This window comes from Nannocystis pusilla (assembly GCF_026626665.1).
Classification (GTDB): Bacteria; Myxococcota_A; Polyangia; order Nannocystales; family Nannocystaceae; genus Nannocystis; species Nannocystis pusilla.
Genome location: NZ_JAPNKE010000002.1, coordinates 8681782 through 8694246, shown reverse-complemented (window position 1 = coordinate 8694246; position 12465 = coordinate 8681782). Strand labels below are relative to the sequence as shown.

The following is a 12465-nucleotide window of genomic DNA, read 5'->3' as shown; positions in this document are numbered from 1 at the left end:
GCGTCACAGGGCGCGCTGTCGCGTCACGCCGGGTGCTCGGCCTGCGCGATGCCGGCGATGTGCTCGGACGACGACGAGACCGGGACGTGCTCGCTGGGCTGCACGGGCACGTGCTCTTCGGTCTCGGGCGACCAGAAGATCGGGCAGTGCATGCGCAGCGCCTGGCGGAGGCCCAAGATCCGCCACTTGTGCTCGGGCTCGGCGGTGGCGAGGCGGACGGGGTCGAGGAGGATGACCTTCGAGAAGTAGCGGGCGTCGGGGTACGAATGCACGCCGAGACGCGGCTCCGCGGTGAATCCGATCGGCGCCCAGTGGTTGACCACATAGTGGTGCGACAGCGCGATCAGCAGGTTCGTCTCGCACAGCGGCGCAGCGGCCACGGCCGTGCGCACCAGCGCATTGCTCAGCTTGGTGCCGCGATACCGCGAATAGGCCCACAGGCCACACACCTCGGCGACACCGTGCTGTCGCCGGCTCTCCAACAATCGTGCGAGCTGTGACAGTTGCGAGAGCGTGTGCTCGACCGGCAACTTGGTGCCCGGAAAGCTGAGGTGCAGGCGCAGACCCCCGACCATCGCCCCCGTCTCGTCGCGGGCCACGAAATACACCACGCGGCCACTCATCAGGTCGTCTTGCGCGACCTCGCTGACCGCCGCTTCCGCCGAGAACTCCTCATAGCAGGCCCGTTGGGCCTGCGAGAACTCGTCCACCACGGACGGCTCAAGATGCGGGTTCACCAGGGAGAGCGAGAGCATGTGTGGAACCACCGTCCATGTGTGGAAAGGGCGCGGCAACCCTCACTAGCACGCAAAACCCTGTTTGCCTCCCGCCACCGCATGTTCGGTCGAGAGTACGGGAATCACCTGGCAGTGTCAAGACGCGCTGCTTTCTTGCACATGCAGCAAATGTGTGCTGCGATACACAATTGCAACGAGTTTGCGGTCTTTGGGCCCCTTCGCGTGCGAGAGAATCACGGCGATTTCTTCTCTGGTTGCGGCACGGAGAACACGGCATCGACCGGTCTGCGTAAGGTCCGCAACGGCGCGGGGTCTGCGTAGGAGAGGCGAAACAGCAGGATTTCGACATCGGCGAGCGCGACGGTGAAAGCGCGAGTGAAGCGCTCGCGCATCTCGAGGAAGCGCTGAATCTCGCGTTTGTCGAAGCCGGCCCCGTGGAAGCGTTCCACCCGGGCGAACATATCAATCAGCGTGTTCATCGGATGGACGGCGACCCCGAGGGCGCTGGCGGTGAGCCACAGTTGTTGCATCGCCTGGCCCCCGCGCACCAGCGCCGTGGGCGATTGACCCGGAATGGTGAGCAGGCCGACCGCTGCGGATGAGGCTAGGGCCTGAACCGAGGACATCATCAGCAAGCGCCCACCATTGGTGTCTCGTAGCACCTTGGCGACATCCGTCGAGCGCAGCAGCTGAAACGCCGCGAAGTCCATCGGTGTCACTGCCAGTGCCTCGACGCGAATGCCATCCTGGGTGTCGTGGGCCTCGGCCTCCGACCAGCGGATCTGGCGCATCGTGGGACCGTGAAGCGTCGGGGTGAGCAGTCGCAGCCGTTCGGCCTCACCGATCAGTTGCCCGAGCTCGCCGAGCAGCGCGCGGTCCGTACATAGTTGCAGCTTGGCCCCGCTGTCGCGGGCGGCTGCCGACAACGCTTGCACATGGACCGGCGACAGGTGCGCACGGGTCCCGAGGCCGCGGTTGGTGTTTCGCCGCGGAATCTCCTCGAATAGTGGGTCGTCGGCCGGTCCGCCGGCGCGCAATCCGAATCGCACCTCCGCGACCAGGGACGGGTCTTGTTTGGGCGGGAACAGCTGAATGTTGGCTTCGCGACCCTTGACCCCCGCCGCGATCTGCAAATTGGCCAGCGCCCCACCGATGGCCACCAGCGCCCAGTGACGGCCGATCTCGTCGCGTCCGCCGCCGCGCTCGGTGTCGTGGAGGACGCGCAGGACGCCGTCGCCGTACTCGAATCGCCACGGCTGGTCGTTGCCGTGCGACGGCGCCATGATCGCGTACTGCACCAATTCACGGACCTCCGCGGTCTCGCGGAGCCGCCGCGGGTGGCTCAAGTCGGGCAGCGGCGGCGAGGTGACCTCGGCGAGCTGACCGCTGACGTCGATGTAGACGCGACCCGAGGCGAGCGGCATGCCGAGCGCGAGGCGGCGGACCGCGGTGGTCGTGGTCGCGCCGCCGAGGGTCACGTCGGAGCCGAGCTGGGAGAAGCCCTTGAGCGTGAGGTTGAGCTCGAGCAGCGAGGCGGCCAGGCGCGGCGAGATGGTGTGCAGACCGGCGATCTGCAGGACCAGGCCGAGTCGGGCCGGGGGCGACAGCGTGTTGACCTGGTCGGAGGTCACGTTGCCGACGAGGCCGTGGAGGATCGGGCGGTCGGGCTCGAGGTCGAAGCGCTCGATGTCGAGCATGCCGCGGTCGCTGGTCTCCATCAGCACCGGCAGCCGGCGGGCCCGCGCCTCCTCGCGGAGCTTGAGCTTGATCTGGACGCTGTCGCACTCGTCGATGACGATGTCGGCGCGGTCGCCCGGGCCGGTGCCGTCGATGAACTCGCCGATGTTGTCGGTCGTGACGCCGTCGGTGAACAGCACCAGGTTGGCGTACGGGTTCTGCTCGTAGATCTGGCGCGCCGCGATGATCGCCTTGTTGAGCCCGAGGTGATGCACCGCGCAGCGGATGCGGTTCATGTTCGACAGGTCGAGGGTGTCGAAGTCGGCGAGGCGGAGCTCGCCGAACACGCCCTCGAGCGCGAGCGTGACGGCGACCGCGTTGCCGACGCTGAGGCCGGCGAGGGCGATCTTGATCTTGCGCAGCCGAGCCTGCTCTTCGCTCGTGATCTTGTTGCGGTTGCGATCGGAGCGCAGCTCGATGAACGAGTCGGGCGGCAGCAGGTGGACCATGCGCCGCGACCACGGATAGAAGGCCCAGCGCCCGTAGTTCTGCGGCGTCTGGTCGGCGAGCAGGCGCACGATCTCCTGCGCCACCTCGTCGTCGGTGTAGTTCTTGCTCGGCGTCCGCGAGCGCACGAGGTCCTTGAGCTGGGCCTCGAGCATGTCGTGGATGTACACGACCTCGCCGTCGTTCATCAGCTCGTCCATCGCCTCGGCCTCGGCGGGCACGGAGCGATCGAAGATCAACGGGAACCACGACTCGCGCTCGGCGGACGCGAGCACCTCACGCCACGGAGCCAGAGTCTTCGGCAAACGGCGCGCAGACATCGACGGCTCCTCAGACAACGCGGCGCGTAGGCTCGGCTCGCAACGCCTCGACGATAGCGCAAGGCGCGCGAAGTCGACAAGGGCGGCGCATTGCCTTCAATTCCCGACGTGTCGGCGCGAGCTCGCGGTTCATGCGGCGGCGCTCCCGACGGCCGTCAGCAGGGTCGTCGCGCGCGCCCCGATCGCTGCGAGATCTCCGGACTGCACGAGTTCAGGGGGGAACAGCGGCGTCGTGAAGCCCACGCCGACCGCGCCTGCTCGCAGCACCGCGGCGGTGTTCGCGGCGTCGACCCCATTGGTCGGCAGGATGCGCAAAAACGGCATCGGCCCGAGCGCCGCGCGGACGAACGCTGCCACGTCGCCGGGCGACGGGAACAGCTTCTGCGCCGCGGAGCCGGCGGAGTGGGCTCGCCACAGCTCGGTCGGGGTGAAGCAGCCGGGCACCGCCGCGGCTCCGAGCGCGCGCGCGCAGGCGACGACGCGCTCGTCGAGCACCGGCGAGACCAGGAAGCGCGCGCCGGCGCGGACCGCCGCGCCCGCGGTCTCAGGGTCCATCACCGTGCCGGCGCCGACGGTGAGGCGGCCGTCGCGGGCGAACTCCGCGATGAGGCCGAGCGCGTCGGGCGTGGTCACCGTGAACTCGAGCACGCGGAAGCCGGCCTCGACGGCGGCCCACATCGCCGCGGCCGCGTGGTCGCGGCTGGTCGCGCGCATGATGGCGACCGCGCGGTGCTGGGCGAGCGCCGCGGTGAAGGCTGTCTCCGAGGACATGCTGGTGCCATCGTAGGCCAACGGCCACTCGCGCCGCAAGTTCGCCGCCGGGCCGGGGCAAGGGTGAGCCCGAGGTGAAGCGCACCCGGTCGCACGCGGAGGTGACCGCGCAGGCCCGCGGCCAGCGGCGGTCACGCAGGGTGTGCCTCGCTGCGACTCGCTGCGACTCGCTGCGACGAAGGCCCGCGCCGCGGCCCCGAGACGACGACCGAGCGCGCCGCCGCGGCCGGCGATTTTGGCGCTTGCAACGCGCGAGGCGTCGCTTCACAAGCAGCAGCGCAGTGCTCCCGCTGTACGACACGATCCCCGGGCGCTACCCCGCGGTCGCCAATTGGCTGCTGATCGCCGCGCATGTCTTTGTGTTCATGTTCGAGCTGGGGCTGTCCGACCCAGAGCTGCTGCGGGTGCTGTTCACCTTCGGCATGGTCCCCGCCGAGCTGACCGCCGGCCCGCCCGCCCCCTACTGGTCGCCGCTCACGGCCGTGTTCCTGCACGGCGGATGGGTGCATCTCATCGCCAACATGTGGACCCTGTGGATCTTCGGCGACAACGTCGAGGACCGCATGGGCCCGGCGCGCTTCGTCGCCTTCTACCTGGCGTGCGGGGTGTGTGCCTCGCTGGCCGAGCTGATCGTCCACCCGACCTCGACGGTCCCCGTCATCGGCGCCTCGGGGGCGATCGCCGGGGTCATGGGCGCCTACCTGGCGATGTACCACCACGCGCGGATCGTCCTCCTGATCCCGCTGTTCTTCTGGCCGCTGTTCGTGCAGGTGTCGGCGCTGTTCTTTCTCTTCTACTGGTTCCTGGTCCAGCTCGTCAGCAGCAGCCTCGAGCCGTCGCTCGGCGGCGTGGCCTACTGGGCCCACATCGGCGGCTTCGTCGCCGGCTTCGCCCTGCACCGTCTGTTCATCCCGCACGGCGGGCGCGCCCCCTGCGACGACGAGGGGCCGCTCGCGCGCGCCTGGGAGCTCCCGCCCCGCGGAGGTCGCCGTGTCCGTCTCTGAGGTCTTCTGGCTGTTCTTCATCCTCGTCACGCTGCAGCCGGCGCTGAAGCAACGGCTGCTCGACGCCTCGCGCGCGCGATGATCGGCACCATCGAGCGGCAGCGCGGCTCGCGGGTGATCCTGCTGGTCCACCGGCAGGAGACCATGAGCCTGCTCGGCTTCCCGCTCATGCGCTACATCGACATCCAGGACAGCGAGGCCGTGCTGCGCGCGCTCGACCTCACCGATCCGAACATCCCGATCGATCTCGTGTTGCACACGCCCGGCGGCCTGGCGCTGGCGGCCTCCCAGATCGCGCGGGCCATCCACCGCCGGCCCGGGAAGGTCACCGTGTTCGTGCCGCACTACGCGATGTCCGGCGGCACGCTGATCGCCCTCGCCGCCGACGCGATCGTCATGAGCCCGCACGCGGTCCTCGGCCCGGTCGACCCGCAGATCGGGGCCAACTCCGCCGCCTCGATCCTCACCGTCGTGCGCGACAAGCCGGTCGCGGAGATCGACGACCAGACCCTGATCTGGGCCGACCAGGCCCGCAAGGCGCTCGAGCAGATCCGCGAGCTCGTCCGCGAGCTCACCGCCGCCGACCGCGACACCGAGGCCGGCCGCCGCCTGGTCGAGCTGCTGTCCGAGGGCCACTTCACCCACGACTACCCGATCACCGCCGGCGTCGCCCGCGACCTCGGATTACCTGTCTCCGAGGACATGCCGCAAGAGTTCATGCGCCTGATGGGCCTCTACCCCCAGCCGACCCGCCAGCGCCCCGCGGTCGAGTTCATCCCGTCGCCCTACCGCAAGGTCGACGAGCGCTGACCCGGGCGGCTGGGGTCCTGCGACTGCGGCCCGCAGGCCGCCATGACCTGACCCATGGGACAGCTCGCTCCCGTCGCCGGGCCGCGCTCCGCCTCTGACCTGCCCCATCGCTCGTCTCCGACAGCCGGGCGCGCGCGGATCTTATAAGCTGTCCTTGGGGACATCTCATTCGCCGCGGGTCCCGCGACAACTTGTCAGCGGTGACCCGCCCCGGTTGGCAACGCGTCGCGCTCGGGGGCTCGTCGCCTGGTCTTTCCTCCGCGCGACTCGCGGTCCAAGGCTTGCACGGGGCCGCGGCCATGCGATCGTGGACGTTCGTGGTCGTCGCGCTGAGCGCCGTGTGGTGGCTGTTTCAAACCTTCAGGCTGCTGGGGGCGATCCGCGTGCTCCCGCACGTGTCCGGGATGCCGCGCGAGACCAGGCCCGCCTGGCCCCGGCTCTCGCTCGTGGTGCCGGCGCGCAACGAGTCGACGCACCTCGCCGACGCCGTGCGGACCCGCCTCACCGAGGGCTATCCCGAGCTCGAGGTGGTGATCGTCGACGACCGCAGCGACGACGACACCGGCGCGATCGCCGATCGGCTCGCGGCCGGCGATCGCCGGATCACCGTCGTCCACCTCGATGCGCTGCCGGACGGCTGGCTCGGCAAGGTCCACGCGATGCAGCGCGGCCTCGATCGCGCCGGCGGCGACTGGATCCTCTTCAGCGACGCCGACATCCACCTCGCGCCCGGCACCCTCGAGCGGGTGATCGCGTGGGCCGAGCGCGAGGGCGTCGACCACGTCGCCGCGCTGCCGTCGATGACCGCCAGGCGCTCGCTCGAGCCGACGCTGGCCGGGTTCTTCCGCCTGTTGACGACCCTCCTCCCGCTGACCGCGGTGGCCGACCCGTCGGCGAAGACCGCGGCCGGCTCGGGCGCCTTCAACCTCGTGCGACGCAGCGCGCTCGACCGCAGCCCGGGGCTCGAGTGGCTGAAGATGGAGGTCGCCGACGACTTCGCGCTCGGGGTCATGCTCAAGCGCTCGGGCGCGCGCCAGGCGATGGTCGTCGGCGGCGAGTTCGTGCGCCTCGAGTTTTACCCGTCGTTCGCAGTCTTCCAGCGCTCGCTCGAGCGGACCGGCGCCAACGCGTCGGCAGCGGCCGTGATCGCCGGGGTCGCGGTGCTCGCGACGCTCGAGCTCGGGTGGCTCGCCGGGCTCGCGCAGCCGGAGCCGGCGCGCTGGCTGGCGCTCGTCACCTTCGTCGTCGCCGCGAGCACGCAGTACGCCGCGAGCCGCTGGCTCACCATGCCGCGCTGGCCGGCGGTGGTGCCGGGGCTCTCGATCGTCCCGCTCGGCTGGGTGCTGATGCGCTCGGCGGTGCTCGCGTGGCGCCGCGGCGGCGTGCTGTGGCGCGGGACTTTCTATCCGACCGCGGTGGTGCGGGCGGGGACCCGCCTGGGCCGGCGTCAGCCGAAGATCGGCAGCAGGCGCTCTTCGTAGAGCGAGTCGAGCATCGTCTGCATCGTCTGCTCGACCCTCTCGTAGATCGTGGGGGCGCGCTCGGCCGCCTCGACCTCGCAGCAGGGGCGGTCGTGGAGCGCGAGCGGCTCGCCGACCTGGAACGTGATCTTCGACGGCAGCGGCAGGTAGGGCAGCGCGCAGGTCGGGCCGAGCAGCAGGCCCCAGGGGGCGGCCAGGATGATCGGCAGGGAGCTGATGCGGGCCCACTTCTGGGTCTGCATCAGGCGCGCCAGTCGGTGCCCGCGGGTGAGCACGATCATCGTCTCGTGGCTGCCGGCGCTGACGACCGGGACGATCGGCACGCCTGCGCGAAGAGCCAGGCGGGCGAAGCCCTGGCGCTGGGCCAGGACGATCCGGCGGCGGTCGCGGAACGGGCGCATCGACTCGACGTCGCCGCCGGGGAACACCAGCACCTTGTGCCCTGCCTCGAGCAGCGAGCGGGCCTGGCCCTTGCGGGCGCGGATGATGCCGACCGACTCGAGCAGCTTCGCCACCCGCTTGATGCGGAACAGGATGTCGTGGGCGAGGATGAAGATCGGCTGGTCGTAGCCGCGCTGGCGGTAGTACTCGACCAGGAACAGGCCATCGACCGGATTGAGGCCGCCGTTGTGGTTGGCGACGATGAGGGCCGGGCCCTCGGGGACGTTCTCGACCCCGCGCACCTCGCAGCGGTGGTAGCGGGACAGCACGTCGAAGCCGGCCACCGCCGACCGCAGTGTCGAGCGGCACACCCCCTGGAGGTTGCCGGAGGGAGCGGCTGAGTCCACGGCAGGGGCCGCGCGCAGCAACGGGGGGGCGTTCCCTCAGCAGCCTGCGGCGTGAAGCCCTCGAGGGGGTATGGCTTTGCTAGGCGGATGCTCGAAAAGTGTCATGACCCGGGGCACACGTCGAGCCGCGCTGTGAAACATCCTGCGCAGGCAAGCGCCGCGCGAAATCGAGCACGCGACGCGTCAGCGCCTCTGGTTGCTCCATGAAGCCGATGTGACCGAAGTCGGTGAATTCCTCGAACTCGGCGTGCGCGGGCAGATTTTGCGCGAAGAAGCGATAGTGCGCGCGCGGCAAGATCCGCTCCTCGCGCCCCCACACGAAGAGCACGGGCATGTGGAGGCTCGCGAGCTCCGCCGGCGTGAGCAGCACGGACGGAGAGATCTCCCCGAGCAGTTGGCGCAGCTGCGGATGGTTGAAGCGGCGGCGGAGGTTGTGCGCGATCGGGTGCCGCATGAGGGGCGGCACCTTGGCGAACACGTCGTCGACGAAATCGAGCGCCTGGCCGTAGGTGTCGATGCGGAAGCGGTCGAGGAAGGCCGCGTGCTGGGCGGGGGGCAGCGGGGCCCCGCCGGGCGACACCAGCGCCAGGCCGCGGACCATGTGCGGGCGGGCCAGCGCGTAGCGGATGGCCACCAGGCCGCCCATCGAGTTGCCGAGGATCAGCGCCGGCTGGTCGAGCACCTTGTCGAGCGTCTCGACCAGGGCGTCGAGCAGCACCGTCGGCGGGTCGCCCGGTCGCAGCAGCGAGGAGAAGCCGTGGCCCGGCATGTCGGGCGCGATGACCCGGCGGACGTGCGGCTGGAAGCGCTTGAGCAGCCCGCCGTAGCACACCGCGTGGGCGGCGAGCCCGTGCAGCACCACGATCGGCGGCAGACCACCGCCGCCCGCCCCGTCCAGCACGTGAATGTCGCCGACGCGGGTGGCCACCCGGCGGCTCTTCAGGCCGGAGACGTTGAGGACACGACGGGCGAGTCGCTCGGGCAGGGTCAGCATGCGATCAGGAGACTTCAGAGCCCCAGGAAATGTCCACAAAGCGGCGCGTTCAGACCGTGCTGGGGATCACAGGACCGCTGCGCACCCCCCTGCGCACGCGCGCATGCGGCCGCGCTCCGCCCGACCGCGCCGCCCACGAGTGTGACCTGTCCCGCGAGACAGATGGCGGCCGCGATCGGGGGCGCCCTTGCGACGGCTGCGCATCGGCCGCCCGCACAGCGGCGCCCGCGCTGGGGGCCCGAGAAGACGGCGAAGAGGTCGCATGCCTCTTCGGACATGTCCCTCGGGACTGCTTGACTGCCTCGTCGCCGCCCGCGTAAAACCCGGCGCCCGCGCCATGAAGCTCGTCGACGTGACCGAGTTCTACTCCCAGCGCGGCGGCGGCGTGCGCACGCACCTGACGGAGAAGGCCGCCGCCGCGGCGCGTCGGGGCCACGAGCACCTGGTCTTCGCGCCAGGTCCGCGTCACGCCGCCGACCCGGGCGTGCATTACATCCCGGGCCCCTCGCTGCCCTACGACCCGACCTACCACTTGCTGTGGCGGATCGGCGCGGCGCGGCGGCTGCTGCGGGCCGAGCGGCCCGACGTGCTCGAGATCCACTCGCCCTACGTCGCCGCGATCGCGGCCCTCGGCCTGCGGCCGGGCGAGTTCGGGGCGCGCACCTTCGTCTGGCACTCCGACTTCATCGACACCTACCTGCGCGGCGGGCTCGAGCGGCGCCTCGCGCTGCTGTTCCGCGGGCGCGCCCCGCGGGCCGCCGATCGCCTGGTCGAGCCGCTGTGGGCCCACGTGCGCCGGATCGCCGACGCCTGCGCCATGACCGTGGTCGGCTCGCGCTGGCAGAAGTACAAGCTCGAGCAGCACGGCGTCGCCCGCGTCGAGCACATCCCGTTCGGCATCGAGCCCGGCCGCTTCGCCCCCGAGCGGCGCAGCGAGGCCCGCCGCCAGGAGCTGCTGGCCGGGCGCACCGGGCCGCTGGTGCTGGCGATCGGCCGCTTCGCCGTCGAGAAGCGCTGGGACGTGGTCGTCGACGCCTACGCGCGGCTGGCCGAGCGTCGGCCCGGGGCGGTGCTGGCGGTGTTCGGCGACGGTCCCGAGAGACATGTCTTCAAGGACAGGCTCGGCGACCGCGACGACGTCCGCGTCCTCGGCTTCGAGCGCGACCGCGACCTGCTGGCGGTGACGCTCGCCAGCGGCGACCTGCTGCTGCACGGCTGCCCGTTCGAGACCTTCGGCCTCGGGGTCGCCGAGGCGATCGCCAGCGGCCTGCCGGTGGTGGTGCCGGACGCCGGCGGCGCGGCCGAGCAGGCGCCGCCCGAGAGCGCGGTGCAGTACCCGGCGGGCGACGTCGCCGCCTGCGTGGCCGCCGCGGAGGCGCTGCTCGCCGTCGACCCGGCCGAGCTGCGGGCCCGCGCCGCGATCGCGGCCCGTCGCGTGCCCAGCGTCGTCGACCACTTCGACGCCCTGTTCGGCCGCTACCGCGAGCTGCTGGCGCGCTGAGAAAAACAAATCACCCGCGCCCGCACCGGCTGCGCGCTGCATCACTGCGCCAGCGCCCGCAGGACCCGCGTGGACCGCGGCGTCATTGCGAGCGCACCTCCGGCGTGCCAGCATCCGCGCGTGCCGGTCCACGTATCGATCCACGACGTCACCCCCGCCTGGGCCGCGGAGGTCGACGCCGCCTTGCAGGCGTGCGCCGAGGTCGGCATCAAGCCTGGCCTTCTGGTCATCCCCAACTATCACGGCGCCTGGCCGCTCGACGATCACCCCGACTACGCCCGGCGCTTGCGACAGTGGCAGGCCGACGGCCACGAGATCTTCCTGCACGGCTATTACCACCTCGCAGGCGCCGATCGCCGCGCGACCGCCACGGCCGGCAACGCGGCGCCGCGCGGCCTGCGAAAGTTGTGGGCGCAGAAGGTCGTGTCCGGCGGCGAGGCCGAGTTCAGCGACGTCGACGAGGCCGAGGCCCGCCGCCGCCTCGACGACGGCGAGGCCGTGCTGCGCCGCGCCGGCCTGGGGCAGCTCGACGGCTTCATCGCCCCCGCGTGGTCGATGCCGCCGTGGATGCACGCGGTCCTGCGCGAACGCGGCTACCGCTACACCGAGGATCACCTGCACGTGTACGACCCCGCGGCCGGCGCTCGCCGGACCAGCGTCGTCCTCAACTACGCCAGCCGCACCCCGGCGCGGCTGTGGTCGAGCCTGATCTACTGCCGACTCGCGCGCCCGGCCCGGCGCTTCGTGCCCGCGCGCGTGGCGATCCACCCGGCCGACATGCGCCACGAGGTGCTGCGCAAGGAGATCCGCGGCCTCCTGCGCTGGGCCGTCGGCGACGCGGTGGTGCCCGCGCGCGCCCTCGTCGAGGCCTGAGCCATGGCCCGCGTCAGCCTCGTCGTCCACGGCCGCGGTCGCGGCCACGCCAGCCGGGCCGTCGCCTGCGCCCGCGCCCTGCGCGACGCCGGCCACGCCCTGCACGTGTTCGCCGGCGGCGACGCGGAGCATGTCCTCAAGGACATGTATGAAGTGACATCCGTCCCGATCGTCCGGCCCGGCCTCGGCGCCGTGCGCGGGTGGTTGGGGCGCTTGGCGAGCGACGCCGACCGGTTCGCCGCCGCCGCGCCCGAGTGCGTCGTCAGCGACGGCGATCAGCCGAGCCTCGTGGTGGCGCGCCGGCGCAAGGTCGGCAGCGTGGCGATCGATCACGGCCTCGCGCTGACCCACAGCCGCCTGCCGATCCGCCCGCCCGCGGCGATGCGGCTGTACGAGCGGCTCAACAACGCCCCGCTGGCGCTGGCCGACCGCCTCGTCGCCGTCCACTTCCTGCCGTTCGAGGTCACCGACGCGCGCGTCGCGGTCGCCCGCCCCGACCTGCGCGACGACCTGCGCGGCCCCGTCACCCGCGAGGGCTTCCTCCTGGCCTACTTCCGCGACGACAACGGCCGCGATGCCCTCGCCCTGGCCCTCGCCGCCGGCGCCGAGGTCGTCTGCTTCGGCGAGCGCGACCCGCAGCTGCCCGGCCTCGTGTTCCACCGCTCGGACCGCGCCGGCTTCGCCGACCACCTGCGGCGCTGCGACGGCGTCATCACCTCGGCCGGCAGCAACGTGCTGGCCGAGTGCGTCATGCTGCGCAAGCCGGCTCTGGCGCTGTACAAGCGCGGCGACGCCGAGCAGGCCCTGAACGCCCGGCTCGCCGAGCACGCCGGCGTCGCCCTCGCGCGCAGCTTCGAGGACCTGCGGCCGGGGGACATCGCCGAATTCCTGGCCCGGGTGCGCGGCGGTGAGTTCGCCGCGCCCGACCTCGTCACCGCCATGCCGCCGGTGTCCGAGGTGGTCGTCAGCGCCGTCGCGGCGCTCCTGGTATAAGGCCCACGC

Annotated in this window: 10 protein-coding genes and 1 pseudogene; 6 read left to right on the top strand and 5 right to left on the bottom strand. The window is 71.6% G+C overall.

Annotation, left to right across the window (positions count from 1 at the left end):
• Positions 1–23 precede the first annotated feature (23 nt).
• The 3 genes from OV079_RS38330 to OV079_RS38320 form a co-directional block, all read right to left on the bottom strand.
• On the bottom strand, positions 24–755 hold the full coding sequence (locus OV079_RS38330; RefSeq protein WP_267774578.1) for a CoA transferase family protein: 732 nt from the start codon (positions 753–755) through the stop codon (positions 24–26).
• 215 nt (positions 756–970) lie between these two features.
• Positions 971–3196 carry an Rv1355c family protein gene (locus OV079_RS38325; RefSeq protein WP_267774577.1) on the bottom strand — a complete coding sequence of 742 codons (2226 nt, stop codon included), beginning with the start codon at positions 3194–3196 and terminating at the stop codon, positions 971–973.
• A 174-nt stretch (positions 3197–3370) separates the two neighbouring features.
• Complete coding sequence (locus OV079_RS38320; RefSeq protein WP_267774576.1) at positions 3371–4012, bottom strand: bifunctional 4-hydroxy-2-oxoglutarate aldolase/2-dehydro-3-deoxy-phosphogluconate aldolase; 642 nt, start codon at positions 4010–4012, stop codon at positions 3371–3373.
• Positions 4013–4293: 281 nt separating this feature from the next.
• Here OV079_RS38320 and OV079_RS38315 point away from each other — a divergent pair, with 281 nt between their 5' ends.
• The 3 genes and pseudogenes from OV079_RS38315 to OV079_RS38305 all read left to right on the top strand — a co-directional run bounded on the left by OV079_RS38315 (position 4294) and on the right by OV079_RS38305 (position 7307).
• Positions 4294–5016, top strand: coding sequence for a rhomboid family intramembrane serine protease (locus tag OV079_RS38315; RefSeq protein WP_267774575.1), 723 nt, complete (start codon positions 4294–4296; stop codon positions 5014–5016).
• Positions 5003–5826: pseudogene (locus tag OV079_RS38310) on the top strand (SDH family Clp fold serine proteinase). Before OV079_RS38315 ends, OV079_RS38310 begins: the two are co-directional and overlap by 14 nt.
• 299 nt (positions 5827–6125) lie before the next feature.
• Positions 6126–7307, top strand: coding sequence for a glycosyltransferase family 2 protein (locus tag OV079_RS38305; RefSeq protein ID WP_267774573.1), 1182 nt, complete (start codon positions 6126–6128; stop codon positions 7305–7307).
• Here OV079_RS38305 and OV079_RS38300 read toward each other — a convergent pair.
• Together OV079_RS38300 and OV079_RS38295 are read right to left on the bottom strand one after the other, a co-directional pair.
• Positions 7274–8059, bottom strand: a complete 786-nt coding sequence (locus OV079_RS38300) for a lysophospholipid acyltransferase family protein (RefSeq protein WP_267774572.1) — start codon at positions 8057–8059, stop codon at positions 7274–7276. The two genes, OV079_RS38305 and OV079_RS38300, sit on opposite strands and share 34 nt — an antisense overlap.
• A gap of 115 nt (positions 8060–8174) precedes the next feature.
• Positions 8175–9089 carry an alpha/beta fold hydrolase gene (locus OV079_RS38295; RefSeq protein WP_267774571.1) on the bottom strand — a complete coding sequence of 305 codons (915 nt, stop codon included), beginning with the start codon at positions 9087–9089 and terminating at the stop codon, positions 8175–8177.
• Positions 9090–9426: 337 nt separating this feature from the next.
• Between OV079_RS38295 and OV079_RS38290 the strand changes: the two genes are divergently transcribed.
• From OV079_RS38290 to OV079_RS38280, 3 genes are all read left to right on the top strand, one after another.
• Positions 9427–10590, top strand: coding sequence for a glycosyltransferase (locus OV079_RS38290; protein WP_267774570.1), 1164 nt, complete (start codon positions 9427–9429; stop codon positions 10588–10590).
• Positions 10591–10710: 120 nt separating this feature from the next.
• Positions 10711–11463: a polysaccharide deacetylase family protein gene (locus OV079_RS38285; protein ID WP_267774569.1), complete on the top strand. Its 753-nt coding sequence runs from the start codon at positions 10711–10713 to the stop codon at positions 11461–11463.
• Between the two features lie 3 nt (positions 11464–11466).
• Positions 11467–12456: a glycosyltransferase family protein gene (locus OV079_RS38280; RefSeq protein WP_267774568.1), complete on the top strand. Its 990-nt coding sequence runs from the start codon at positions 11467–11469 to the stop codon at positions 12454–12456.
• Positions 12457–12465 lie beyond the last annotated feature (9 nt).

Bases quoted from the DNA above. Each gene is read 5' to 3' on its own strand.
- OV079_RS38305 (WP_267774573.1), top strand. From the start codon at position 6,126: ATGCGATCGTGGACGTTCGTGGTCGTCGCGCTGAGCGCCGTGTGGTGG.
- OV079_RS38320 (WP_267774576.1), bottom strand. From the start codon at position 4,012: ATGTCCTCGGAGACAGCCTTCACCGCGGCGCTCGCCCAGCACCGCGCG.
- OV079_RS38330 (WP_267774578.1), bottom strand. From the start codon at position 755: ATGCTCTCGCTCTCCCTGGTGAACCCGCATCTTGAGCCGTCCGTGGTG.
- OV079_RS38290 (WP_267774570.1), top strand. From the start codon at position 9,427: ATGAAGCTCGTCGACGTGACCGAGTTCTACTCCCAGCGCGGCGGCGGC.
- OV079_RS38280 (WP_267774568.1), top strand. From the start codon at position 11,467: ATGGCCCGCGTCAGCCTCGTCGTCCACGGCCGCGGTCGCGGCCACGCC.
- OV079_RS38295 (WP_267774571.1), bottom strand. From the start codon at position 9,089: ATGCTGACCCTGCCCGAGCGACTCGCCCGTCGTGTCCTCAACGTCTCC.